Origin of the sequence: Brevibacillus daliensis (assembly GCF_021245735.1) — a bacterium.
Taxonomy (GTDB): domain Bacteria; phylum Bacillota; class Bacilli; order Brevibacillales; family Brevibacillaceae; genus Brevibacillus_B; species Brevibacillus_B daliensis.
The window spans coordinates 113,351-137,829 of the sequence record NZ_JAJISB010000022.1 but is presented as its reverse complement, the minus strand read 5'-3'; the positions used below and the strand labels follow the sequence as shown (position 1 = coordinate 137,829).

Here is a 24,479-nt window from a genome sequence, read left to right as displayed (position 1 = left end):
TTTTTATTTTTTGTACTGTCTACTTGACGGGGTGCAGTTCATTATCTGAGCGGTCTTTTGCATATTATAATAGAAGAAACAGGTAATATTTGACGAGTATACAACTATCATAATGAATGGATATAGAAAGCTGCTCATTGTGGGGGACGGCTTTTTACATTGCAAACAAAAATGCAAACGCACTGTTTGCAAAAGACGGAAATGAAAAGAATTGTTAAGGGGATGTATAACGGGAGAAATCGCATAGGAAGAAACATTTTGCATCGCTTAGAAATGGACAGATTTACAGGACTTCTTGTTGACAGGGTGGGGGTCGCTGGTTCGAACCCAGTCCGGCTCACCATATATAAGACGTTTAAACCCCTTGGTAATCAAGGGATTTTTGATTTTTATGGGTAGACTTGTCCAATAGTGATTTGGAGCGAAATATGAAATTGGAGCGAAGTTGGTGCGAATGGAGTTTCTATTTTGCCTTTTTATTTTCAAAGAATACCTTACCGAATGTATCAGCAGTTTCCTTCTGGATGTTAGGTAAAACATGAGCGTAGTGATCAATCATTTTCATATCTGACCAACCCATACGTTCAACTACAATTTTTGGATTAACATTAGCTTTCAGGAGTAATGTGGCATGAGTATGGCGAAGATCATGGAATCTGACTTGCTTTCGCGAAACAATTCCCATGAAATTTTAGCTGATTAATTAAAAATTCCTTTATAAGTGAATAGTTAGAATTGAAAACATATGGCGCATTAATTATAATTTTACTTAATTTACAATAAACTACATGGAGGTATTGGTTAATGAAACGATTCACACCTGTTTTACATGCAGCTCTCGTAACCTGTGTACTGTTCGGCTTGCAAGGAGTCAGCTTGGCACAGGAAAAGAATGGTGAAGCTATGATAGAACAGCAGGAGATCGGGCTCATCGAAATCGGCATGAGCCAAGAGATGCACTTGGAAACGCCTCCGGGCCACTGGTTTTCATTAAAGGAGGGCAAGCATGTCTACCTCGATTATGATAAAAACTCCTTTCAGTATAAATTGGTGGCAGGATTGTCTAGGGGAACGGATTATCTGTATCAATATGACCAGAATGGAGTATTGTTCAAAACCTTCAAAATAACCGTCAAATAAGCAGGGTGTTTCCATCAAAAGCTTTAACCGACAGGTTTGGGCTGGTGAAGAGAAAATAGGCCGATCACGGTCTATTTTTTATTTTGTTGCTTGAGACATAGGGAACGGGGATGTTTCCGAGTACCCACTCGTAAAAACATCTGCGAGGTAAAGGCTCCGGCCGCTCGCTCTCCGTTCCTTACGTCTTATATTCGAATACGCCACTACTGGTTGCGGCATTCGGTGGCTCTTTAGGTAGTCAGGCCGCGCCTCCTGGGAAACCGTGACTGCAACGGCTTAAGGAGTGGATCGCAGAGGAGTTCCCTGCCTGAGTAAGTGGGAATAATAGACTAATAGTAACAGGAAACACATTTCCTTTGTCGAAGTATGGCAATGGGGGTGAAAGATATTGCTGATTGAGGATCGTAACGAGAATGTTGCTCCAGCCAAGAAAAAATCAACTGGTCGTATTGACGGAGTCGCTGCAACGATAAATGCTTTGGCGCGGGCAATCATTCATGAAGACACCACTTCAGTATTTGAGAAAAGGGGGCCGAGAACGCTTTGAAAATGATAAAAAGCACCCTAAGTAATATAAAAAAAGCAGAAAAAAACCACAAAACAAGCTCACAATCATGCGAGAATCCTGCCTTTTGGTAGGTTTTTTTAGTTTCGCATACGGTCTTTGGTCCGTTTATCCACCATCAATGTGGATTATTTGTGGCCTGATTCTGCTGTATGTAGGCTTACCAGCAAGAAAGGAGAGATAAATAATGTGGTTACTTTCAGATTTGGTAAGTAAAGCCCATTATTCAATGGCTGACTTTTCTCGTGATGCTCGCCATTTTCTAAAAGGAAAACAACACCCGACAAAAGGCAGGGAGTAATCAGTTTTGCAGACCAGGGAAGAATCTAGTTTTGCTCACAGAAGATGAAAAGGCACTATGGGTTACTTGGTCAGGCATACGGGATGAGATGGAACGCATGGGAATGCACATTGTTCCGAAATGAAGGAGATTATCTATCAAGCCATCTGATAGTGATGGCTCTCGGAATATCGCGGAACCTTTGGGCCGAGCCACCAAAAGACGGGATTATCACTTACGTAGGGAAGCATTTGCGCGGCGGCAGCTTCCATGCAGCAAGCTTTCGTAAGGCGGGGACCGGCAAGAGCGGCAAGCAGCTACTACAGCTCCAAGCAGATCGTTTCCCGCCGCCGATGGAACCTGCGGAGGCCGGACTCTTCCGGCACGAGATGATCATTTAAAAATTGCGGATTCCGCGACGACTTAGTCACCTAACGCGTTACTCGTAAATGCTATCGGCATTTTCGGCGCGGATCATCTCGGACTTGACCGTTTTTGTATGTGTTCCTTCTTTTTCATCATCGACTAATCCCTTAGTTTTTAAAGTTTTCTCTTGGTTCTTTAAGTCACCTTTGTTTGTTGTTTCATCCATGCAAATCCCTCCTCATTAAGAATAAGGTTAGAGTTATCCAAAAGGAGTCACAGTATGTTTTATCTTTACAAAGCAAAGAGTGTAGGGAGGAAAGGACATGTTGAAAAAAGGTGACAAGGTAGTGATGCATACTTGCTTGGAAGCTGAGTTAGAGAAATACAAAGATAAAGTATGGACTTGTGAAACAGATGAGTTTACTGCAAAAAGTGGCACTCAAGTAGTTTTCTTAGAAGGGTTTAGTGGTTATTTTATGGCAGGTTATTTGCGGTTATCACAATAGTTAGGGAGTTGAGGTATGACAAGTTCAGAAAGAAAGGTATTGCTTGATGCATTAGCACTCAACTATCTGATTGAGAAAGAAAATAGCAGAGTGTGGCAAAGAGAAAAGAGTTCATCTTACTCAAAAGCCCAGGGAGAGTTACAAGGTGCTTGTATGGCTCTAAACCTTGATTTCGAGGAACAGGATGGAACCTTGACTATATACACAAGGAACAGAAGAAAAATTGTTGCGAAGGTCGATTTATCACAATAGTTAGGGAGGAGAACCTTAGCAGCGAGATTATGTAAAATGCCTATTTATAAAAAATACCCCATAAAGGGGCAAAGATTAATTGTATATCCTGCACAAGTAAATCTGTACGAAAGTCATCTATCATAGCTAATGCGTCTTCATGAGATATTTCGATCTTTCGGAAAAAAGAGTAAATGTGTTCGTAGATCGTTTTGCACGCAGCAAGTTCTTCCTGCTTTTTTTCTTGGGAGAGACCATTCAAGTATGACAAATAAAATTTGACGTAATAGTCAGTTAATGTGGTCAAAAATATCACCCCTAGGGACAGATTATACTACGTTTTTAGTTTAGTAGGGGGAAATGTACACACACACGATTTGTAAATGGGAGGGTATATCTGTCAGGATACGTTGAAAGTGGTTGGTTAACACAACGGTAAATAAATAAGGGCAGACTCATATCTGCCCAGTTCTTAGGAAATACGTTTTCTCAATCCTACTACCACGAGGATCAATCCTGTAATGACCAAGAGTGACGTGGAATAGAATTGGGGAATGATTACACCTTGCCAAAAGTTGAAGAGTGGCAGGACAACGATACTAAAAATAGACAAAAACAACAGAGAATTTGAAAAAATCGTGTTTTTACTAAATTCTCTAGCTACTGAAAGTAGAGCAGCAATTACTAGGCACAGTGCATTAACAGTCGGAACATTGCCGAATATCGCAATTAGAACAAATAAAAAACCGGTAAGTAAAATCACATTATCATATCCTTTACCGGATTATCTGGCACATTGACCAGGAACCGCAGTGAGCAGATGCTACAGAAGTGGTGAAAGCAAGAGAAGAGATAACAAGTCCAAGTACTAACAATTTTTTCATAATTTCACCTCTATTCAGTTTATTTAGATGATTACAGAAATATTATAACTTATCTGTAAATTGATGGGAACAAGAGAAGGTAAACCTTTTACTCCGAATGCGATTAAGTGTGTGTTTAAACGATTGAAAGTTATAGATAGTCTGTGAGAGTGTACAGGTAAGGGTGAGGGTTGGTTTCCACCAAAAAGGTCAATTGTTTATTTGGAAAAGGGGTATGCACATCCATCAAGCACAAAATTAGAACTTAAAAACAAGTTCACATAATACAATAAAGGTCTGTGTAAGTTTAATTTTAGTCAACGGAAATTTAAACTTATTGCATTAATTTAAATATATACTATAATTTAATTTATTAGATTTTTACTCCGAAAGGAAAAATGTTATGAATGAAGAATTTGTAGGCGAAAAATTGTTATCCTTATAAAAAAGTAAACAGGAGTGATTATTTTGGGTTGGTTCTCTAGAAAACCTAGTTTCTATGAAATAAACAAATTACCAGAAAATGAAGAGAAATTGATGTGTTTTGGAAGCGTGCTAGTTTCCACTAATCATGTTTATTCGCAAACAAGCATTTTAAATTTTGAAGAGAAATACATAGAGACTTATAGAGATGGTCTTGCTGAAATGTGGGAAATTGTAGATGCGGCAACTGCAAAAGAAACAATAGAATGGTTACTCAATGAAGGGCATCGTACAAAGTATAATGATATTATTTTAGAAATCATTAAGAGTAATGGGAGACCAGAAGGAATTGAACAAGAAATCGTAGATAGTTTTAATGAAGGTTGTAAAACTTTATTTAGCGTCTCTAAAGGAAAAGTTAAATTCACCTCACCAGAGGATATTGTCAACTTTAAGACTATGGAAGCATGGGATTATGAGCGTGTTGGGTTCCTAGCAAGAACTTGTTGCTTTCTTAACTACATTACTAGAGAAGAAGCGATGTCATATTTGCAAACTGTTGCAAAACTGTCAAGCAAAGCATATCCTGATTGGGAAGCTTATATGGTAGGTTTCTTATTGGGGAGAAGTGTGTCATTTTCAAGCGATATATACGGACTAGCTTTGAGTGCAGAGGAATTGATAAAAGGGAAAAAATATGTTTTGAACAAGTATCCATTAAATACGTTTTAACCTTAATATTTAAATAAATTCACCTAAATTATAAATGAGGTCTACAAGTTGGATACAAGACCTGACCATTTGCTGTAGAGTTGAAATTTCTTAATTGGCGCTCCGCAGTAGAATTGCAATCAAAAGAAGAGACCGTTATAAGGTCTCTTCTTTTGATGAATCAATCTCCGTGAAAATCCAATACAATAATTCCACATTTTTACCGTCAAAGAGGACGCTTGAATGGGATGGAATGTTTACCACTCCTAGGTAACTATTCAGATGTTACGTGATGCAAAACGATTTGTCAGGAGGATGGCTTGTTTTCATAACTGTCCAACTCCTAATTGCCCCTTATTGGGAGAATGCCGAGACGAAACCTACAGGAATATCCGCATTCTTTTTATTTCTCCCTTGGCTTGAGGAATATTCAGTTTTCTCCAGCATGAATTTTATAACAAAGGCTGGTCCGATTAGTCACATCAAACTTGCGATAAATGCTTTGCAGATGCTTTTTTACCGTGTTGATACTGATAAATAATTGGTCGGCAATTGATTCGTTTCCGTATCCTTTCTGCACAAGTTCAAGCACTTCTCGTTCTTTGGCAGTCAAATTTATTTCGATCTGAGGCTTAGTGGCTGAAGCATCCGGGTACATATAATGTTCCATGCTTTGGGAAATAAATCGAGATAGAATTTCTAAGCATCTCACATCTTGATCATGGAACGGATTCTCCTTTTCAGAACGGACAAACGCTATGGAACCGAGTATCCGACCATCGTTCATCAGGTAAGCCACCATCTGATGGTAGAGGCCGTATCGAGACATGAATTCATAGTAATAATCGCTTTGCTCGTATTCTTGTGGTGAAAGAACGTCTTGTATTCGCAGGACATGCTGATTGCGCAGGAGGTGACCTACCTTGCGCGGTATTAAGATATCGTATTGATGGCAGGAGGCGAGATAACTATCCATGGCATGCTTGTCGATATTTCGCATGATGGGACGAATCAGGTCGATATGTTCATTGTACATCCAAAAATTGGCCTGATGAAAACCAAAGTGCCTATCAAAGGACTGAAGAACTTGATGATGAAAATTTTGTGTGGGACCAACCATATCATCCATGAAAGCGAGCACTTTTTGGTAATCTTTATTTGAAAACGGTTCCATGAATTATCACACCCAATCACTAGTCATCTCACTATTTAATTATATCAGATTATTCTGTCTAAAATGGTCCGATCGGGTAATTGTAAAAAGCGAGTTATATTTCCAAAATAGAGATATAGATCTTTTTACAAGGAGTGAAAATATGGCCTATTTAAATCTGGCATTGGTTCAAATTGCCTCCCCTAGTACAAATGCTGACCTACAGGCACGGAAGCAGGAAAATTACGAAAAGCTAGCCTATTATGTGGATACGATAGCAGCGATGAATCCGGCAGTGGATTTGATTGCATTTCCCGAGCTGTTTCTAAACGGACTTGATCCTGTCAACTGGATAAAAATGGCAGAGACGATTCCCGGTCCGCTGACCGATATGCTCTGCGAAAAAGCAAGGCAGCATCGGAAGTGGTTGGCCCCTGGTTCCTTTTTTGAACAAGCTGAAAATCAGGACGAAGCATACAATACAGCGATTTTGATTTCTCCAGAGGGAGAAATCGTGATGAAATACAGAAAAGTGTTTATTCCGTATCCCCTTGAGCAATCAAAACCCGGACATGATTTTCCTGTTTATGAGATACCTAATATTGGAAAGGTTGGCTTCTTGATTTGCGCGGATGGCCATTATCCGGAGGCAGCACGTAATCTTGCGCTGAAGGGCGCTGAGGTGATCATCAAACCGACGCTGCAGGGTGACTGGATTGGTGGTACGAGAAACAATATCCCAATCGCCATTACCCGGGCGATCGAAAATCAATGCTTTGTCGTCAGCATCAACCACCCGAATCCCATTGGAATGGGCCACTCGGTGGCTGTCGACCCAGAAGGTAGAATCATCGAACAACTGGGAGACTCAGAATCTTTCACGATTGTCTATTTAAACCTGGATGAAGTACGGCGCGTCAGAGAAAATGGATCCATGGGGATGTTTGGATTTTTGAAAATGCTCAAAGGGTTCAAGGAATCTGGGATTCAGGTAGATGAATGCTACGCCGCAGACATCACGAAAGCACCCGTCTATCAATCACTGCAAAAGCTCTACCCCAAAACGCCGGCTGACATCAATAAATATTGTTCTCCCACGGACAATCTAACAAAAATATAATTTGCCATAGTGGGCTGCCCCTTAAGTAGAAACTTACTTTTGGGACAGCCTTTTTTGATTTACATAAACAGACTTGTCCAATAAAGAACGGGTCTACGAACGCCCGAGATGCTTAGCCTCGTCAAAATATATACTAAATCCCAGAGCATGAAACCCGTTTTTAATCTTCCGGAGTGCGATCAAGAAAAAGCTTAGTGACGGAAGTATACTCTCCATTTTTCACTTCTTCAGCACTCGCTTTTTCTTCAAGTGGATCATGACCGTGCATACTTGGGGCTATAGTTGGTTCATCCGTTGCAGATCGTTGTTTTGAGTCCATTATAATCACCACCCTACGGATTTGATGTTTTCTAGAGAATAGAAGACGTTTTGCTATTTCTAGGATTTACTTGATTATGAATATCTATCCAATGGGATGTATTTAACTCTACTCACTATCTGAGCATTGGGACAAAAAGAGGAAGGTCAGACGAAGGGGATTTTGGAAAAGAGAGGGCGTTTTCCGGGTGGAAACAATCTATTAATAGATTATTACGATAGTTATTTAGAAAAAATCTTCTTTCGTTTAATATCTACAAGTGTTCCTATTACTACAACTTTGAGTCCATATTTCCAAACACTGAGAGATGGTTCTTACGACTTGGAAATATTTTTTAATCACAAAAAAACCGGACCTATTGAAGAAAAGCTGTACATACAAACTGAACAAAAATTCGTTGATGTATGTAACCAATTGTGGTCAATAAGTCCAGTTGTTATGTATAGTGATATCAATGATCCAGACCACGATATCGAGTATCTAACTAAAAAATTACTTGCTGAGGAAAAGGAGTTATCTAGAAAACCACAAAAAAAGTTTTCAGAACCACGATACGATTTTGGTTTTCTATTTTCTGATAGGTATGAGGAAATTAATTTAATTAATCGTCTTACACTTCGTGATTATTTGCATACATGCTTTATTTTTCAAGACGAAAAAGTCGCTTTATGGTCAAATAGTATAGCGTATTTAGTTTATTGTGAAGAATCATTTAAAGATTCGTTGAAGTTAATTTGTACTACTCATGGGCTATATTTTAGATAACAAACTTATCAAGATTTAAAGCTGACACTTATCATGGTGTCAGCTTTTTTATAATTTTATTGCAAAACAAACTCAACATCCTTCTTTTCAACGCTAAGTTCATTCTTTGACTTGTGACGTTCTTCAGCTTGATGTATTAGTATCCTATAGTTTTGATCAAGTGAGTATTTTCTACAACTTCAAACCCTAAACTCGTGTAATAGTTAAACACCCTCTTATTGGAAGGATTTGTTTCTAGTTGAAAGGCTACGATATTATCCATTTTCTCAATACAATTAAGAAAATAAGTACCTATCCCTCTACTTCTAGAATCTTCTTTAACGTATAACTCATCTATGAATAGAATGTTTCCACCATACTCGTTACTCCAAAAGTAAACTAGTATTGAATATCCGATAATTTCATTGTTGCTTAATAATATTATAATCCGAACCTTTTGTGGATTCTTTTTATACTCGTTAATAGTAGAGTTTACTTTCGTATGGTTCATTGGTTGACCTTCAAGATCTTCGCGATAAAGGGAAGTTACCATTTCAAGAAATTCATTATAGTCATCATCCAAATAATCCCTTAGCTTTATATCCATCACTACATCACCTGTCTATTTTTTAAAATTGTACCATATGTGAAAGGAAATAGTTTGAAGATCTTGGTTGCATATTCTATTCTCGGACCGGCTTAGAGTAAGAAAAAAGCCAAGCCGGACATGTTGGGACTGACCCCCGTTTTTGAGACAGGGATAAAACACCTTATTTGCTAAGCAACCAGTTGCCGAAACTCAATCGGTGACTGGTTATTTAGTTTCGTTTGAATGCGAACATTGTTATAATAATGAATGTAGTCTTTGACTGTCTTTACAACGATGGCCGTCGTCGTACAGGTTAAATGGTCAAGATAAAATGTTTCCGACTTCAGTGAAGCGTGAAACGATTCAATGGGGGCATTATCTGCGGGCGTACCCTTACGGGACATGCTCATGGTAATGCCCTTTTCCTTTACAGCTTGTTGATAGTTATGGGACGTATACACAGATCCTTGATCACTATGTAACAAACAATCTTCCACAAGGGTAGAAAGTTGATGTAAGGTATCCAGAACAAAATCTGTATCTTGTTTCTCTCCAATTGTGTAGGCAATGATTTCACCGTTGTATAAATCTTGAATGCTTGAAAGATACAACATTTTCGGTCCAAATGGCAAATAGGTTATATCCGTAACCAGTTTCTGAAGAGGACGTTCTGCATGAAATTGACGATTCAATACATGGTTAGCAACTTGGGCAGGTTGTCCATTTTTGCTGCGTTTCTTTACTTTTACACGACATTGTAATCCATACTGCTGCATAATACGTTGAACTACTTTATGGTTGACATGTCCTTCTTTTCTTAGAATCGCTGTGATTTTACGATAGCCATAGTGCACAATTCTCGAATTCGCTTAATAAGACCGCATTCGTTATCTGATGTGGCTTTCTTGCGCAAACGATAGTAAGTCGATCTTGGAATGTTTAATAGTTGACATAATTGTGTAATGCACATGCTAGATTTTACAGTTTCTATGCAGGAAATTGCTACTTCTCGAACCACTTCCTCTCTAATTCGTTGTACTTATTTAGCACCTCGATCTGTTGCTTTAAGAAACGATTTTCTACTTCTAATCTTGCTAACTCTGAATCATATCTAGGTCCTTTACCAAAACTATATTGCTTACCGACAGGCTGTTCTAAGCGGTGAAGTTCTCCTTCACGATACCATTTCATCCATACTTTTAATTGAGTATAATTCCGTATCTGTAACTGCTCCATAACTTCTTTTATTGGAACACCTGCTAGTCTAAGCTCTATTGCCTTCATTTTAACTTCTACTGGGTAACTTACTCTTGTTCCCATACAAAAACACCTCCAAGTTGCACAAGTATTTTACAACACTCGCATTCTCAACATAAAGGTGTTTTTATTTGTCTCACATTATGGGGTCAGTCCAGTTCGAGGGCTGGATGAAATGAAGAACTATAACTCAAAATCCTTAGTATCGTTGAGCAATTCCTGTCGTCCTTATCCTTAATGGGAGCTATTTTAGATCAAAAAGCAAATTTGCGTTCTGACCAATTCTTTCTAGATGCAGAGAAGTGGCTGATATGATAGACAAGCCTCACGATCAATAGTATCAGAACCTATATAGATATGGAGCCTGCAAAAAATGCAAAGTCAGGATTTTTCATCTGAAGCACATACTTAAACCTTCGGAATAAAGTCCAATCTTGCTACCTACTCACTAGAAAAGGTTGCGACATAGTAGCAAATAAGATGACTATATAAAATACTCCATTAGTCTAATTACTGTTGACGATTTGTTGACGAAAACCGTCAATAACTACATTTAATGATTAATCGAACCACATAAGAATGGGCTAACCCCTTATGTGACAAGGTTTTAGTCCACTATAACACGTCATAACTACATGCTAGAATCCCTGTGACAGGGTGGGGGTCGCTGGTTCGAACCCAGTCCGGATCACCATATATCGATTGCTAAAACCCTTGGTACTAAAGGGCTTTTATTATTTTAGGAGCTAGTCAGTTGACCACAAAAATTCCTGATTAGCCCGTGTGACCACATTTTGATCACCTTTACTTAACTAAAGTATTTTTTTACCTTTTTCTCATTCATTTCTTGTTCAAAATTACCGGCAGCATCTTTCTGCATATCAGGTAATACATGACTGTAAGTATCTAAAGTAACACTTACTCGACTATACCCTAATCGTTCGGATACAACTTTGGGGTGTTCCCCAAGCTGGAGGAGAATTGTCACATGAGTATGACGTAAATCATGAAAATGAATCTTTTGCCCCCCGACCCTTGAATCATTCTATCAAAATACCTTACAAGGTTTCTGGGTTCTACAGGTTAGTACATATCACACGATCGTGGTCATTGTATAAACCACCTAAGAGAAGTTTTTGTTTATTTTGATCGGACCGATGACGTTTTAACGAGGACAAAACATATTCTGGTAATGAGATCTGACATTTTGAATTCTTTGTTTTCGGTTCTTGGAAGAGCAGACCTTGTCTAGTTCAAAAAACAGTTTGTCTAATGCTTAATTTACCTTGTTCCAAATATATGTCTTTCCACCTTAACCCCAGAATCTCCCCACGCTGCATACCCGTATAAATTGCGAGAACATATGCTGCAAAAAATCTCTTACCGTGCATTTCAACGTAATCTTATAACTCTGTAGCTTCTTCCAGAGACCAGGTAATGATATCCTTATCAGCTAATCTTGGTGGTTGCTCCGGATTGAAATGTAAAAATCGTCCTGAGTATTTTGACTCCTGCGTTAATTGGGATCATCTTGAAATCATCGGCAACATCTATGAAGATCCACATCTGTTAAATCAAGAGTGAGCAACGGAGGGAGAGAATGCAATGGCGCTAAATCAATTTCCATCAGTTGAAAAACTTCAAGAATGCGCTGAGGAAATGTGCAAATGCCATTGGGGAGTTGAGTTCACTGGGAAGATTGAAGTTCCGAACTAAGAAAAGTGCTACTTTTACTTGGATCGGTATATTCCTGATACCCAAACAATCGAGTTTTCATCATACCCAAACAGGAATAAATCGTTAGGGCAATTACTTGATACTCTTCTATACGAACTATGCCATTGGTATATGCACGTATCAGGCAAGCCTTACTTTGATCATGATCCGGAGTTCATTGACGAAGCATTGCGAGTTGGTGCATCACTTAACTCTGACAAAGAAATCTATCAATACACAAAGCAAAAATATGGAATTTCATATCGAGACATTTTGAAACTACGAAAAAAAGGAATTTCAACAAAACCATTTGATCGAAACATTATACAGCAAGAACAGTTAAGCATGTTTGATTAAATAATATTTCAATACTACTAGTAGGGAGTAATGTAACACATAGTGTATTGTGTTACATAAATAAAAAGTAGGGCGATCTGCCACACTTCCTTTAAATGGATCTAAGAACGTAGTCTACTCACAATCGATTTTTATAATTGGCAAATGGTCTTCCTTCTAACGGTTTTTTTGCAGGAACCAGACCTATTTTTTCAATTAGATCACCTAGTTTTACCTGTTTCAAGTTTTCTGTGACCGTGAGTTTTCGATGCTGGTATTAAAATCTGACCAGGAAATAGAAAATCAAAATATGAAGCAAGATACGTTAAAGGCATATCTTTAGCGCAAAAGTCTACATTCTTTTCAGGATCAGCTTGATCGAATTTAGTTGGTATTTTAAATGGTGCTTCATTACAAAAGCATTCACACCATGCCCCGTCCGAATAACCTATACAGCCACATCCATTCGGACAAGCAATGTAACAACCAGGACCTCGACACTCTGCCATTTAGGTTAGGCTCCTTTCTAGAATCAATAGTTTTCTTAAAAGGATGGTCAGTATTTGCAAATTAAATACCCGTTTTATACGAGTAGATACAACATATATCGATCAGAAAAAATTGGAATACTTCGATGAAAATGCTGAAAAATCGATCTGTCAGGCTGCTTTGAAAGCGGTTGGTTAACTTAATTGTTATTCAATCCGGGGTCTGGTTGGATAACAATCAGGTGATTTCACATCGGACACTTTGGATAGCTTCATCAAATAATAACACTCTTCCCGTGACATATGATCTGCCATAAGTGGAGAAAACGTTCCTAATATCTCATCCTCTAAACGTAGCTCCTCCAAATCATACAAAAAGGCCTGAAAAAGTTGAATTTCCATTTCCAATAATCTGTCAAATGAGTGGATGAAGTAGTCGGCTTGCTTAATCTCGGCCTGCTCTTTCGGAGCTAACGATTCAAAAATAAATCGGGAATGATCACCCAAGATTTGTAACCAAAATCATCGCGAGAATTTTTATTCACGTCGTCCCCTCCCTTTTACGTCCAGAAGTATGTTATGGGGTTCACTAGTTGTAATCTAAAAGCCAAAGGTGTGGATATTACACCTTTATGTGGAGAAATAAGAAAAGCCCCCGTTAGGAGGCATTTCTCTCAATAACTAAATTGGTATACAACAAATCTTGTTTGGAATGCAACAACCACTTGGTTCACTAGTTGCAGATGCAGCACCAGAAATAGACATAACCATCATGACTGTAAAGGCGATAGCTAGAAACTTTTTCATAAAGATCAACTCCTATCTATCATGGCAAGGCAAAGTTTTTCTACACCCTTCTGGTTCAGCTGCAAAAGCAGCACTGGAAATAGAAACAACGGATAAAGCTAGCATAGCTACTACTAGAAACTTTTTCATAGTATCACCTCCAAATACAAAAGATTATAGAACGTTCTGACAATAATATATAATATTTGTAATTATTTGGGAATATATGAAAATAAAAAAGCCTCCTCAACGGGAGCCATCGTATATACGTTCGCAAAACTATTATACCATGCGTTGAGCGGGAAAATGAATGATGAACACACAACTTTCTTTTTTACCAGAGATAGATAGAAGAGCAACGCAAAGAAACGTAGAGCAAGCGTTGGAGACAGCTAGAGTATACCGCCAGATTGGTTTTGTTCGTAGAGAAATGGCGAAGACACCAAGTTATGAAGAGAGATTTCATGGCAACACGAATAAAACGAGCGACTCAGCAGCCGATTTCGCTATCTGGAATGTAGATAAAGAGAAGAAGCAAGAGATTGGGCAGAGCGTGTAGAGCTTGCTGTAAGCCGTCTGGATCGTAAAGAAAGAGAGAAAGAGATACCAGGAGGATGCCGAGGCATTAGATTATATGCTTTATCACGAAATAGGGCTTAGTCAACGGACTTATGAGCGAATCAAGTCTAAAGCTTTTTATAAACTCGCTTTCATGCTAAAGGTTGAGGTGTTGTTAGAGGGAGTTGCTTAAATTCGTGGTGGTTAAATGGCGGTATTATGGCGGTCGATTTTGTGAGTACAGTGATAAGATAGTAATAGGTACATGAAGGCTACTCGATAAGTCGAGTGGCTTTTTTAATGCCTAGCAAACAGAGACTATATTACGCAAGGGTACGCTATAAGCTCCTTGCTCTCTGATTAGTAGGCGTTAATAGGGAGGGATGTTATATGCTGACCGGGATAATTTTATTCGCTATATACCTACTTATAGGCTGTGTAGTGTGGTATTGGACGTAGAAGGACGAGAGATAGAATTCCACAATACATATGAGAAAGTAGTAGTATTCTGGCTACCTATTTTTATTGTTGGGTTGATTTTTTCGATATTTACGAGGGAATAGCTGTTGCAATTTAGGTAGAGGTTGTAGAATGCTAAATGTGACAAAAATATGAATAATATATGAAAATAATGAAATATTTGACAATATAGGATATATTAACAATTGTTTACATATAAAATACTTGGAGGTGCTTTACATGAAAAAAGTAATTTTTAGTCTTTTAACATTAGCTCTAGTTACAAGTATTTCCTCATCCGCATTAGCTACAGAAAAAAATGAAGCAACAGAAGTAAATACGTTGGCAGGAATATTTTATGATCGTGAACCAAATGATACCAAGGAACAAGCCAATCCGTATATGATAGGTGGGCAAATAAACGGGGAAATAACTTGGGATAAGGATATTGAAGATTGGTATACATTTACCCCTACTAAATCAGGAAAGATTAGTATCATGTTTGCCTATAGTAAAGAGAAAAAAAATATTTTCGACATGAAAGTTTATAAAAAAGCTACTACAATCGGATTAACAGAAAATCCGGGAGAAGCACTTCTCTTAGATGTAGAGGCTGGGACAAAATATTACATTCGAATTGCTAGCGTAATTATAAGTGACGAAGCTAGACATGACTACAATGTATACTCAGAGTATATCAATTAAACTCAATAAAGGAATAGAGCTACTCGATAACCGGGTAGCTTTTTTTTTGCAAAACAAACTCAATCAGGTGGTGGTTATCATGTAGATGGCAAGAGCAAGAAGCCCGAACAGGGACAAAGCAGAAGCGATGTACCTGGAGAGTGGAGGAAAACTACTCTTAAAGGACATTGCCGAACAGCTTAATGTGTCAGACTCACAAATTCGTAAGTGGAAGAACCAAGATAAATGGGACTCAAAGCTCAATAGTAACGTTACCAATGCGAATAGTAACGTTACCAATGCGAATAGTAACGTTACCAAACGAGTGGGCGCACCTCAAGGCAATCAAAACGCTGTAGGGAATCGTGGTGGTTCTGCTCCAAAAGGAAACAGTAATGCAGTACCCCATGGATTCTTCCGCAAATACTTTCCAGAGGAAACAGCAGATATCATGCTGGAGATAGAAACGAAGTCTCCTATCGATATGCTTTGGGAAAACATCGTTATCCAGTACACAGCGATTGTGAGAGCGCAGCGTATTATGTTTGTACAGGATAAAGACGAGATGATAAAGGAACTCAAGAAAAGGAAGTTTGAAATATGCGAGACAGGCGAGGGTGAAAATAAACGTTTGGAACCTGCCATAGCCGAGGAAGAATATGAGTTTCAATTTTCGTGGGACAGACATGCTACATTCCTAAACGCTCAATCAAGGGAGATGGCAACTCTCCAAGAACTTATCAAGAGTTATGAGGAAATGCTGAAAGGCGATCTGGCGACTGAAGAACAGCGTCAATTCCATATAGCACTAGGAGCAAAAGTTCTAAGACTAAATAAAGAAAAAGGCTGGTTAATCCCACCACCATTACACCATAATAAAGCCGAGGATTGCTAGAAAATCTATAGTTGTACAAAGGGAGTAGAACTTTCTGACGTTCAACGATTAGAGATGCAAAATCGATTTCTCAAGCAGCAGATTGAGGTGCTAAAAAAGTACAAGGTGTTAGAAGGGAAGTAGTTCGGGAAGTTGCCCTAAGCAGTGTTTGGCTTTAATGAAGATGAGTATGATGTCCTTTGTAGTATGAATGAATAGGATGAAGCCAATGAGCAGAGAGATTGATGTTGCAATATAAAAAGGGTACATAAAGTACCCTAAATAAGACTTACTTTATAAGACTACACAAAGAAGGTCCTAGCATACAGTCAGGTTGGACATTAGCAGCATTGGCAGCTCCTGCAACAGACATAATCATTGCAACTGCAAAAGTGATAGCTAAAAACTTTTTCATAATCTCACCTCCGGTTTTTTTAGAGAACCACCAGTTAGGGGGCTTTAACAAACATTAAATTGAACGTTACCACGGTTCATGACAAAAACGGTTCCCTTGGCACCCTTGTGGTTCAGCAGCAAAAGCCGCACTAGAAATGGAAACAACGGATAAAGCTAGCATAGCTACTACTAGAAACTTTTTCATAATTTCACCTCCAAACCTAAAAGATTATAGAATGTTTTGACAATAATATAACATACTTGTAATTATTTGGGGATTGATTAAAACAAAAAAGCTCCCTCATCAGGAGCCATGGAATACACGTTCGCAAAACTATTATACCATGAGCAGATGGTGAGGGGGAAATGAATGATGAACACAATTCAGGACCTTCTTCGAGAGTATAAAGAGACAAGAAAAAGCTTGAGAAAAGCATATGCTCAAAAGCGTAGCAACAATATTGCTTGGTTCCGAGAGTTTTGGGCACCAGGAATGGAAAACGAAGTTATTCATTTGAAAATCGGTAATGGAGACTACGGTGAGCCGCGATGGGCAGGCAATACACTAGGTATTCTTGGAAGCAGAAAAGCAGAGGAGTTAAACCTTGGATACTTCGACAATGGGCGAATGCTTTCAATGATTTTGTCTGTTACAAATGGTCAACTTACTCCACAATCGATTTAAGCACTGAAGATGGCGAAGGGTGCAAATTCACAAGGCGACATCCTTTACATTGAAGTAGAAGGTTTCGACAAAGGATTGTTGGGTGATGACAAAGAGAAAACTGCAGTAAAGCTTGATAAGTTGAACGATCTCCTCCAACAAGATGCCTTATTTCTCGAATATGGCCGTGAGAAAAGAAAAGAATCTCGTCCATCTTTCCGTCTTCCTCCAATCCTTACAGGAGAATCAGATGATTATACCTGTGCAACGAGTGATAATACCAGACGTATTGCTGAAGAACAGGTGTTTCAGCCATTACGAGGTTGGATAACGAATGAGTTTTTTATAAGAGGTTATTCCCTGCCATTGATGTTTACAGAGTGAAAGCAGTTCTAATAGGTCCTGAATTATCTGACCGAAGAAAGAACTAGCTACCATTGCAAAACAATTTCTCCGAGAGACAAGGGCGGATAATCATGTGTGATCAATGCCTATACCTAATAGCAAAAGCGGACGATGACGACTTGCTGGTAGTTTGGAACTGAACTTTGCAGAACGGAAGTTATTAGAGAAGCTATATAAAGACGGTGAAGAGTCAATTTCAGATCTATTACTTCTTCAAGGGAAAGCAATGGATGAAGCCATACAGGAATTAAACGAGGAATTAGCCGTAGATGACAAAGAGCTGTGGAAAGTAATTCTAAAAATCCAATCTGGTGAATTCTTTCAAGAAAAATTTGAAGAAGCTTTTTTTAACTCGATTATGCCAATATTTCAACTTGCAGGAGAGTCTGAGGCTATAGGAATTAACTCAGGAGCAAAGTGGAAAATAGAGAACAAGAATGCAACTAAGTTTTCTAAAAAACTGAATAAACTGGTGCCAGCCATGAATGATATGTCCTCTAATCATCTTCTCCAGTCTTTTAAAAAGGCGATTAAAGAGGGCAAGACTCAATCAGAAAGAGCACTTTTGGTAAAAGAAGTGAGCAAGCAAGCTGCCACTGGTGAAGAAGGTCCTTTTACTATGGGGCGAATGAAATTCTTAGAGGAGTGTTGGAATTGTTTAAAATTTCAGTAAAAAGTAAAAGGTTTGCTATTTTTATTAACTCTTTTTGTTGGAGCAACATTCTTTTCATATTCAGTTTTTGCTGAGCCAATTGATCGAGGTGTATTGTGGGGGTATATGCTGTCTTTAAAGTTAATGCTGATGAAGCACCTGATTATGCAGATGATGCTCTAGATATGGCACTACCAATGTGGAAAAACAAAGGAGGAAATTTAATAGCAACTAAGGCATCATTTCAAAAATCAAATGTTGATTTATTTCAGGAAGATCAATATTATTTCGCTGATAAAGGTTGGGGCACAAGGACTGTTGGTTGGGCTAAATTAGTATCTGATAACATTACATGCAATCCTCATCCAGACGACTGGCCAGATTGCGGTGATGATAAAATAACTTATATAGAAATTTGGTTAAATTCTACGACTACGCCATTTCTAGATGGTGCAAGAGCACGTGTTATAGGTCATGAATTTGGTCATGGATTAGGATTAGGCCATTGGGATTATGCTTTATCTAATAGTACAATCATGATTGGTTCAGGATTACCTAGCGTAGACCCAACATCTACAGATGTTAGAGCTTTAAATAAAAAATATTAGTAGAATAGGATGAAAATTATGAAAAAAAGGATAGGTATAGGGCTAATTGTTATAGCATTAGGATTAGTGTCTGGCACAACATATGGATTAATAAGTAACAATATTCAAGGGGTTGGTCATGGACTTGCAACAACTGTAGAAGTTAACTCTCTTGAAGAAACTTTAGATTCTTACGTAAATTCGGTGGTTAAAGGTCGAGTTATTAAAACTCTAGATACAATCACAGAGCATGAGAAACAAGAAAAAGGACCAGATTTTGTTTGGTCTAGAACACCAGCTATTATTCAAGTCGATGAAGTATTGCATGGTAAGAACGTAGGTGAGGAAATCACTTTTTATGAACATGGTAAGAGAAGCGACAGTTCAAAGGAATTTCTTGAAGTTGGTGAAGAAGTAATTTTATTCCTAGATCAAGAGACATCATATGGAGGTTATTGGTCATATAGTTTTGAAGACGGTCTATGGAGGATAGATAAAGAAGGAAGAGTAACTTCAAAAGGAAAAGCTGAAATAAATGGAATATTACAAAATTTAAACACGAAATCATTTATTCAAGAGATTAACTCAGCTAAATAGTTTATTTGAAAAAAGCCATTATCAATAAAAAAAGGAAATGCTTTTTTCATGAATTAAATATATAAAATTTAATGTTTAGTCCATTTGTAAATGATGGTAATCTAAGCCATTCTTCATTATTTTAATTCCCTTTCTAAAAACGAAGCAAAACGATGCATAGAAGTAATTGAGAAAATATTCAAGAGGAGGTTGATCAGAAGCTGGATAGTATTGAAATGGATGATATTGAACTGGAATAACAACGTGTTGTTGCTCAGATCTGTCTCGATTCAATGAATGTTCCTCCTTAATAATCTTAATTTTCCTGATATTATATTTGGCTGTATACTTTCTAGATAATTGTCCATATACAATTGGATGAATACCTACCATACATAGCAAGGCCAAGGCCTATGATGGTCTTATTAATAAAAAGCATAGCTTCTAGATTAAAGTAATGGGAATATTTCAGGAAGGATTTACTCTTTTTTCAAGTAAATCCTTCCCAAAATATTAGGCTTTATAAGGTAAACTTCGCCAGTTGTTCACCCCAAGATGATAATTCAGTTTCAATAAATCCAGCCTTCTTATAAGCAATTTTCGCAGAAAGATTTTTAGGAGTATAACCAATCATAATTAGAGGAATATTTTTATTATTAATGCTTCTTATCTTTTCAATAACGAGAAATATAGCCTGTATACCTATACCTTTTCCTTGATATTCTTTATCAATCATAAGTCTATAAATCCAATAATTATTATCATCAGAGTCTATTCCAAACATTGTAAACCCGATCAATTTATTATCAAGATATATACCTTTTGCATAGAAGTTATCTAAAAATTGAACTTCTGCGATAGAATAAAGATTGGAGGCAATGAATGTACGTTGTTCTTCTTTTACTGATAATTTTATAGCTTCTTCCCAATTACTTTTGTCAATGGGTTTTAAAGATATTTTGTTCAATATGATACCCCTTTCGAATATAGAAGGGAACCACGCAGTTTTTGGGCTAGTGAAACGTTATCCCCTCATATTTACGCCCAAAGAATACTATTTCTTTTTTCATCGACAACGCCTCCTTAAAATTAGGATTTATACTTCTAAATAATATATTCAACATTTTTTAAATAAACGAATACATGGAGGTTTAGGGTACAAACCACCTGAAGCAATAAAGAATTTGCTGAGAAAAGCATCTTAACAATTAGCTATTATGTGTCCAAGATATTGACTCAGATCCAGTAACACATACTCGACTATGCCTTAATCGTTCGGATACAACTTTGGGGTGTTCCCCAAGCTGGAGGAGAATTGTCGCATGAGTATGACGTAAATCGTGAAAACGAATCTTTTGGACCCCTGACCCTTGGAACATGATCATTCTATCAAAATGCCTTACAAGGTTTCTGGGTTAAATAGGTTTACCTTCATCAGTGCATATCATAAGATCGTCCTTTTATTTTCTCAATCTCAATTGGTCCATATTGTCGACTGTCCATACTACTCACCCGATTATCACCAAGTACAAATACACTTCCTTGTGAAATTGTATAAGGTCCAAAATCATCTGTAAATTGAATTCCGTCCTGTTTTTGTTTGTATTCTAATAGATATGGTTCGTCAAAGGGATTTCCATTTATATATAAAACATCTTCCTTAGATTGAACAGTATCACCTGAGATACCAATAACTCGTTTAACATGCATCATGTTATTATCAGCGTTAAATACGATAACATCTCCACGCTCGACCGAATGCTCTGAATAGTAGCCTTTATCACAACAAATTTTTCTTCTGATTTAAGTAAAGGAGCCATACTATTACCTTCTGCAATAAATGAGCTCATAGTTGATTGTGAGTCAACTTCCCCTGAGAATAATATCATTAATATCAATAATACTTTCATTAGAATCATCTTACCATATATTTACTTTAACTAATAATAGCACAAAAAGATCATTATGATTGATGATTTTCAAGAAATCTATCAAAGCTATCCCTAATCAAAGGAGGAAGCCAACGAGCAGAGAGATTGATGCTAAGAAATAAGAAAAGCCCCTGTTAGGAGGCGATTCTAACTCACCAAATCTCGAAATAATAATACGCTTTGATACACCCTTGGGGTTCAGAAGCAACAGAAACAGACATAACCATCATTACTGCAAAAGCATATCTACCGTGTGCTTGTGTAGTGTAAAACCTGGAACAAAAAAAGGAAGGTCAGGCAGAGAGATTTTGGAGAAAAAGAGGCTGTTTCTCAGGAGGAAACAACCTGTCGCGTGTTGCTTAGCGGAAAAAGCGGCGTCCAAAAAAAGGTGAGTCCCTGAAGAAGAAAGGTGACTGCCTAAAGAAAAAAGGTGATTCTCGAAACCTTCTAAAACCAGGTGACTCAAATCCACGGCCAAATCCTCCTCGGCCACGAAAAGGCGGTGGATCATTAAACCTCATAGAACATGACGACTCACACATACACCTACAGCATTTACATCTACAGCATTTACGTGACAATGATGCTCCCTCCTTTTCGTTCTATTCATAGGTATGTATCACTCCGTTTGAATGCTTGGGCGATTTAACTAATCACACTAGCCTAAATTGAGCCTAATTTATGAAAGCCACTTGAACTACAATTTAACACAACACACGATATGTAAATGGGAAGGTGATATGAATGGTAAAGAACAGCATTTTGAAAGATGAAGAAGTAAAAAGCTATTTAAACGCTACTGAATAAAGGTGGGAATATTGAAATGCTTGATAAGTGGTATGGAAAGAAAGGCGGGGAGGGGAAAATGACTGTTTACAAGATCAAGGGTCAGTCAGGGGTAGTAGAACTGGTCATTACTTTGTCAGCCGAATCACCCGAGCAAGCGCTGGAAGAGGTGAAGTAATACTTCCCACGAACACTTGGCTCTCAGCTCGGGAAAATAAGGAATGATGCGATGGAAGCAACAGAGTGAATTGAATGTATTAAGTAGAAAATAGAAGATGCTGCATCTCATAATGATTTCTATTCCTCGTTTGGCAAAGAACTCAGATGACTAAATCAACAATTTGAAAAAACTGAAATCTACCCATATGCACAAATGCAGATAGGAAGTAAATACTCGTCAGAAGAGAGCGGCATTGCAAATTTGTTAGTAGTAAGAAGGAACTTATTGTTACAGAAGGGAGAAGAACAATGACGGAAAAAGAGATCATCGTAACGCTGGTAAATAAGGTGATGGTAGCCGTGAAATAGAAATTACTACGACGATGTTTGGATTGTGAAAATATCGAAGTGTGAGGAAATCGATAGCGAATTTGTTTTTGATCGAACTTACACAGCACATTCGGAGTACAAGTCATTGCCCGAAGCAATTTGTAAGGCAGCATATGAATTTGTTGCTTAACAAATCGGTAATTAATTTATCTAATTAAATAAAAAGCCCCCCAATAAGGGGGCCTTTGGTGCAATTAATGTTAATGTGAATGCATCATCTTCCTATGGTGATGCATCATCATTCTATGGTGATGCGCTCTCATGCGATGGAAATGTTCTCTTTCAGAAAACTCGTGATGCCTCATTCGGTCATGCCGATGCATCATACTTAAAGAGCGAAAGTGATCGGCATGCCTTAAATGATGGTGCATTCTCTCCTGATGGTGTTCAATAGGATCCATAAATCGATCCCCCTTCCTTACCATGATAGTTATGGTATGAGGGCAGCTTTAGAATTGATTATCCTGAAAACAAAAATGGGTTAATGTCGGTAACGTACATGCTAAAGCATTGCTTCTACAAGCAATAAAACAAAACACACGATTTGTAAAAGGGAAGGGAATTTACATGAAAGTTAACACAACGTACGATGTGATAAGGAAGATGTGGAATGACGTACAGCGTTACATCTATAAGTTGCCATAACATATTCGGAATCAAATATTTCGAGGTCCTTTTCACATGTGGAGCGAGTTTGAAGTTGGGACTAGATCCAAGCTATAAAACTTATAAAAAGGAAATGGATAACCGCCATTATGTTTCTATGAATCAAGCACCTTATGGAGCACAGACGCTTACTTATATAGGGTACACTTCATATAAGACAACTTTTACTGATCGTTTTTATTTTGATAGGGAGTATGACAACAAATTTATTGTAGTGAACGATCATTAGGCTACCACCAGTGGCGATGCGTATTTATATTTAGGTAGATCAGCATCAAGCCTATGGTATTTTACAGTAATTAATCCAAATTAGTAAGGAGAAAAAATGAAGCGAACCATTTTATTGTTGATAAGCTTTGTGGTGACGATAGTACTTTTATATTTTCTTCATTTCGTGCCACCGTTAGGTTTTGCTTATTTTATGAATATAGGTAACCTCGAGAGGTATCTATATGCTACTATGGTTTTTTTTCCTATTATTCTAATTGGTTATTTAATTGGTAAAAGCCTATTGTTGCCAACGTTTATTTGTTCATATTTTTATTATTATGCTGAAGTGGCTTTTGACATGTTATCTTCATATGTGTTAGCTGCAATTACAGCTGCTGTACTTGTATTTTTAGTAAAAATTTTATGTAAGAAAATATTTAAAATAAAAGGATTTTAGCTAATCGAATATTTAAACGAATATTTAAACTCCGAGTATTGTAAGAAATCAGTTGTTGAAAGGTAAAATATCTGTAGACAACATTAACAGAACCTATCCCATAAGGAATAGGTTCTATTTATATTTAGGCGGAACAACTAAGGCAGCAAAAGCTACCCCTTGTCTGACCTCACTTTCATCCCATGCCTAAAGGCGGACTAAAGTCCTGCATGGGCTTTCCCGTTCGGAAAATCTGTAAAAAGGCCAACTATTGTACTTACAAAGATAATTATTACAATGACGTTCACCCAAAGAGGGTTCTTTTTCATTTGGCACACCGATTTTCCTTTTTTTGTAAATTCTAACATAAGAATATATATGCATGTAAAAAAACGGAAACGGATGAGAGCAAAGACTTATTTGGAGCAAATAAATAAAAACGCAGAACAACTC

General features: G+C 37.7%; 31 protein-coding genes and 4 pseudogenes. 18 read left to right on the top strand and 17 right to left on the bottom strand.

Features of this window, described 5'->3' with window-relative positions; all coding sequences use genetic code 11:
• Positions 1 to 463: 463 nt before the first annotated feature.
• Positions 464 to 685: a tyrosine-type recombinase/integrase gene (locus LM917_RS16265; RefSeq protein ID WP_232698622.1), complete on the bottom strand. Its 222-nt coding sequence runs from the start codon at positions 683 to 685 to the stop codon at positions 464 to 466.
• Positions 686 to 804: 119 nt separating this feature from the next.
• Between LM917_RS16265 and LM917_RS16260 the strand changes: the two genes are divergently transcribed.
• A complete protein-coding gene (locus tag LM917_RS16260; protein WP_232698620.1) occupies positions 805 to 1,140 on the top strand; it encodes a hypothetical protein in 336 nt (111 codons plus the stop codon).
• A 388-nt stretch (positions 1,141 to 1,528) separates the two neighbouring features.
• Positions 1,529 to 1,687: a terminase TerL endonuclease subunit gene (locus tag LM917_RS16255; RefSeq protein ID WP_232698619.1), complete on the top strand. Its 159-nt coding sequence runs from the start codon at positions 1,529 to 1,531 to the stop codon at positions 1,685 to 1,687.
• 737 nt (positions 1,688 to 2,424) lie between these two features.
• On the opposite strand, the gene LM917_RS16250 is transcribed toward LM917_RS16255, so the two are convergent.
• Positions 2,425 to 2,577: a hypothetical protein gene (locus tag LM917_RS16250; RefSeq protein ID WP_232698618.1), complete on the bottom strand. Its 153-nt coding sequence runs from the start codon at positions 2,575 to 2,577 to the stop codon at positions 2,425 to 2,427.
• Between the two features lie 85 nt (positions 2,578 to 2,662).
• Between LM917_RS16250 and LM917_RS16245 the strand changes: the two are divergent.
• Together LM917_RS16245 and LM917_RS16240 are read left to right on the top strand one after the other, a co-directional pair.
• Positions 2,663 to 2,857: pseudogene (locus tag LM917_RS16245) on the top strand (hypothetical protein); the annotation flags it as partial.
• Between the two features lie 15 nt (positions 2,858 to 2,872).
• Positions 2,873 to 3,109, top strand: a complete 237-nt coding sequence (locus LM917_RS16240; RefSeq protein ID WP_232698616.1) for a hypothetical protein — start codon at positions 2,873 to 2,875, stop codon at positions 3,107 to 3,109.
• Between the two features lie 451 nt (positions 3,110 to 3,560).
• Here the strand turns inward: LM917_RS16240 and LM917_RS16235 are convergent, their stop codons facing one another.
• Positions 3,561 to 3,851, bottom strand: coding sequence for a hypothetical protein (locus LM917_RS16235; protein WP_232698615.1), 291 nt, complete (start codon positions 3,849 to 3,851; stop codon positions 3,561 to 3,563).
• Between the two features lie 568 nt (positions 3,852 to 4,419).
• Between LM917_RS16235 and LM917_RS16230 the strand changes: the two genes are divergently transcribed.
• The gene (locus LM917_RS16230) at positions 4,420 to 5,106 is read left to right on the top strand and encodes a DUF1266 domain-containing protein (protein WP_232698614.1); all 687 of its coding nucleotides are present in this window, start codon (positions 4,420 to 4,422) and stop codon (positions 5,104 to 5,106) included.
• Positions 5,107 to 5,515: 409 nt separating this feature from the next.
• On the opposite strand, the gene LM917_RS16225 is transcribed toward LM917_RS16230, so the two are convergent.
• Complete coding sequence (locus tag LM917_RS16225; RefSeq protein ID WP_232698613.1) at positions 5,516 to 6,259, bottom strand: helix-turn-helix transcriptional regulator; 744 nt, start codon at positions 6,257 to 6,259, stop codon at positions 5,516 to 5,518.
• 142 nt (positions 6,260 to 6,401) lie between these two features.
• Here LM917_RS16225 and LM917_RS16220 point away from each other — a divergent pair, with 142 nt between their 5' ends.
• A complete protein-coding gene (locus tag LM917_RS16220) occupies positions 6,402 to 7,358 on the top strand; it encodes a carbon-nitrogen hydrolase family protein (RefSeq protein ID WP_232698612.1) in 957 nt (318 codons plus the stop codon).
• 160 nt (positions 7,359 to 7,518) lie between these two features.
• On the opposite strand, the gene LM917_RS16215 is transcribed toward LM917_RS16220, so the two are convergent.
• A complete protein-coding gene (locus tag LM917_RS16215) occupies positions 7,519 to 7,677 on the bottom strand; it encodes a hypothetical protein (protein WP_232698611.1) in 159 nt (52 codons plus the stop codon).
• 162 nt (positions 7,678 to 7,839) lie between these two features.
• On the opposite strand from LM917_RS16215, the gene LM917_RS16210 reads away from it, so the two are divergent.
• A complete protein-coding gene (locus LM917_RS16210; RefSeq protein WP_232698610.1) occupies positions 7,840 to 8,442 on the top strand; it encodes a hypothetical protein in 603 nt (200 codons plus the stop codon).
• A 136-nt stretch (positions 8,443 to 8,578) separates the two neighbouring features.
• Here the strand turns inward: LM917_RS16210 and LM917_RS16205 are convergent, their stop codons facing one another.
• The 3 genes and pseudogenes from LM917_RS16205 to LM917_RS24800 form a co-directional block, all read right to left on the bottom strand.
• Positions 8,579 to 9,028 (bottom strand): GNAT family N-acetyltransferase, encoded by a 450-nt coding sequence (locus LM917_RS16205; RefSeq protein ID WP_232698608.1) that lies wholly within the window; start codon positions 9,026 to 9,028, stop codon positions 8,579 to 8,581.
• Between the two features lie 170 nt (positions 9,029 to 9,198).
• Positions 9,199 to 10,330: pseudogene (locus LM917_RS16200) on the bottom strand (IS3 family transposase).
• Positions 10,331 to 11,075: 745 nt separating this feature from the next.
• A complete protein-coding gene (locus LM917_RS24800; RefSeq protein WP_373688797.1) occupies positions 11,076 to 11,255 on the bottom strand; it encodes a site-specific integrase in 180 nt (59 codons plus the stop codon).
• A 746-nt stretch (positions 11,256 to 12,001) separates the two neighbouring features.
• Here LM917_RS24800 and LM917_RS16195 point away from each other — a divergent pair.
• A complete protein-coding gene (locus LM917_RS16195) occupies positions 12,002 to 12,340 on the top strand; it encodes a SprT family zinc-dependent metalloprotease (protein ID WP_232698606.1) in 339 nt (112 codons plus the stop codon).
• 200 nt (positions 12,341 to 12,540) lie between these two features.
• On the opposite strand, the gene LM917_RS16190 is transcribed toward LM917_RS16195, so the two are convergent.
• From LM917_RS16190 to LM917_RS24460, 3 genes are all read right to left on the bottom strand, one after another.
• Positions 12,541 to 12,828 carry a hypothetical protein gene (locus LM917_RS16190; RefSeq protein WP_232698604.1) on the bottom strand — a complete coding sequence of 96 codons (288 nt, stop codon included), beginning with the start codon at positions 12,826 to 12,828 and terminating at the stop codon, positions 12,541 to 12,543.
• 186 nt (positions 12,829 to 13,014) lie between these two features.
• On the bottom strand, positions 13,015 to 13,317 hold the full coding sequence (locus LM917_RS16185; protein ID WP_309241957.1) for a DUF2935 domain-containing protein: 303 nt from the start codon (positions 13,315 to 13,317) through the stop codon (positions 13,015 to 13,017).
• A 171-nt stretch (positions 13,318 to 13,488) separates the two neighbouring features.
• Positions 13,489 to 13,614: a hypothetical protein gene (locus LM917_RS24460; protein WP_255668348.1), complete on the bottom strand. Its 126-nt coding sequence runs from the start codon at positions 13,612 to 13,614 to the stop codon at positions 13,489 to 13,491.
• Between the two features lie 292 nt (positions 13,615 to 13,906).
• On the opposite strand from LM917_RS24460, the pseudogene LM917_RS16180 reads away from it, so the two are divergent.
• The 3 genes and pseudogenes from LM917_RS16180 to terS all read left to right on the top strand — a co-directional run bounded on the left by LM917_RS16180 (position 13,907) and on the right by terS (position 16,189).
• Positions 13,907 to 14,344, top strand: a pseudogene (locus LM917_RS16180) (ArpU family phage packaging/lysis transcriptional regulator).
• Positions 14,345 to 14,850: 506 nt separating this feature from the next.
• Positions 14,851 to 15,315 carry a hypothetical protein gene (locus tag LM917_RS16175; protein ID WP_232698600.1) on the top strand — a complete coding sequence of 155 codons (465 nt, stop codon included), beginning with the start codon at positions 14,851 to 14,853 and terminating at the stop codon, positions 15,313 to 15,315.
• A gap of 85 nt (positions 15,316 to 15,400) precedes the next feature.
• Positions 15,401 to 16,189, top strand: coding sequence for a phage terminase small subunit (gene terS / locus LM917_RS16170; protein WP_232698598.1), 789 nt, complete (start codon positions 15,401 to 15,403; stop codon positions 16,187 to 16,189).
• A gap of 268 nt (positions 16,190 to 16,457) precedes the next feature.
• Here the strand turns inward: terS and LM917_RS24455 are convergent, their stop codons facing one another.
• The gene (locus LM917_RS24455) at positions 16,458 to 16,583 is read right to left on the bottom strand and encodes a hypothetical protein (RefSeq protein WP_255668347.1); all 126 of its coding nucleotides are present in this window, start codon (positions 16,581 to 16,583) and stop codon (positions 16,458 to 16,460) included.
• Between the two features lie 351 nt (positions 16,584 to 16,934).
• Between LM917_RS24455 and LM917_RS16165 the strand changes: the two genes are divergently transcribed.
• The 5 genes from LM917_RS16165 (at position 16,935) to LM917_RS16145 (ending at position 19,469) form a co-directional block, all read left to right on the top strand.
• The gene (locus LM917_RS16165) at positions 16,935 to 17,249 is read left to right on the top strand and encodes a hypothetical protein (RefSeq protein ID WP_232698592.1); all 315 of its coding nucleotides are present in this window, start codon (positions 16,935 to 16,937) and stop codon (positions 17,247 to 17,249) included.
• A gap of 9 nt (positions 17,250 to 17,258) precedes the next feature.
• Positions 17,259 to 17,612 carry a phage portal family protein gene (locus LM917_RS16160; RefSeq protein WP_232698590.1) on the top strand — a complete coding sequence of 118 codons (354 nt, stop codon included), beginning with the start codon at positions 17,259 to 17,261 and terminating at the stop codon, positions 17,610 to 17,612.
• 151 nt (positions 17,613 to 17,763) lie between these two features.
• A complete protein-coding gene (locus LM917_RS16155) occupies positions 17,764 to 18,306 on the top strand; it encodes a hypothetical protein (RefSeq protein ID WP_232698588.1) in 543 nt (180 codons plus the stop codon).
• Positions 18,307 to 18,401: 95 nt separating this feature from the next.
• Positions 18,402 to 18,893 carry a zinc metalloprotease gene (locus LM917_RS16150; protein WP_232698586.1) on the top strand — a complete coding sequence of 164 codons (492 nt, stop codon included), beginning with the start codon at positions 18,402 to 18,404 and terminating at the stop codon, positions 18,891 to 18,893.
• A gap of 18 nt (positions 18,894 to 18,911) precedes the next feature.
• Complete coding sequence (locus LM917_RS16145) at positions 18,912 to 19,469, top strand: hypothetical protein (protein WP_232698585.1); 558 nt, start codon at positions 18,912 to 18,914, stop codon at positions 19,467 to 19,469.
• Between the two features lie 75 nt (positions 19,470 to 19,544).
• Here the strand turns inward: LM917_RS16145 and LM917_RS16140 are convergent, their stop codons facing one another.
• The 5 genes and pseudogenes from LM917_RS16140 to LM917_RS16120 all read right to left on the bottom strand — a co-directional run bounded on the left by LM917_RS16140 (position 19,545) and on the right by LM917_RS16120 (position 21,851).
• Entirely contained in the window at positions 19,545 to 19,742 is a 198-nt protein-coding gene (locus LM917_RS16140) for a hypothetical protein (RefSeq protein ID WP_232698584.1), read from the bottom strand.
• A gap of 226 nt (positions 19,743 to 19,968) precedes the next feature.
• Positions 19,969 to 20,415 (bottom strand): GNAT family N-acetyltransferase, encoded by a 447-nt coding sequence (locus tag LM917_RS16135; protein ID WP_232698583.1) that lies wholly within the window; start codon positions 20,413 to 20,415, stop codon positions 19,969 to 19,971.
• 241 nt (positions 20,416 to 20,656) lie between these two features.
• Positions 20,657 to 20,902: pseudogene (locus tag LM917_RS24640) on the bottom strand (tyrosine-type recombinase/integrase); the annotation flags it as partial.
• Positions 20,883 to 21,185, bottom strand: coding sequence for a signal peptidase I (gene lepB / locus LM917_RS16125; RefSeq protein WP_232698634.1), 303 nt, complete (start codon positions 21,183 to 21,185; stop codon positions 20,883 to 20,885). The gene lepB and the pseudogene LM917_RS24640, both read right to left, overlap by 20 nt.
• Positions 21,186 to 21,608: 423 nt before the next feature.
• Positions 21,609 to 21,851, bottom strand: a complete 243-nt coding sequence (locus tag LM917_RS16120) for a hypothetical protein (protein ID WP_232698582.1) — start codon at positions 21,849 to 21,851, stop codon at positions 21,609 to 21,611.
• Between the two features lie 351 nt (positions 21,852 to 22,202).
• Between LM917_RS16120 and LM917_RS16115 the strand changes: the two genes are divergently transcribed.
• The gene (locus tag LM917_RS16115; protein WP_232698581.1) at positions 22,203 to 22,343 is read left to right on the top strand and encodes a hypothetical protein; all 141 of its coding nucleotides are present in this window, start codon (positions 22,203 to 22,205) and stop codon (positions 22,341 to 22,343) included.
• A 1,362-nt stretch (positions 22,344 to 23,705) separates the two neighbouring features.
• The gene (locus tag LM917_RS16110) at positions 23,706 to 24,047 is read left to right on the top strand and encodes a hypothetical protein (protein ID WP_232698580.1); all 342 of its coding nucleotides are present in this window, start codon (positions 23,706 to 23,708) and stop codon (positions 24,045 to 24,047) included.
• The last annotated feature ends 432 nt before the right edge of the window (positions 24,048 to 24,479 follow it).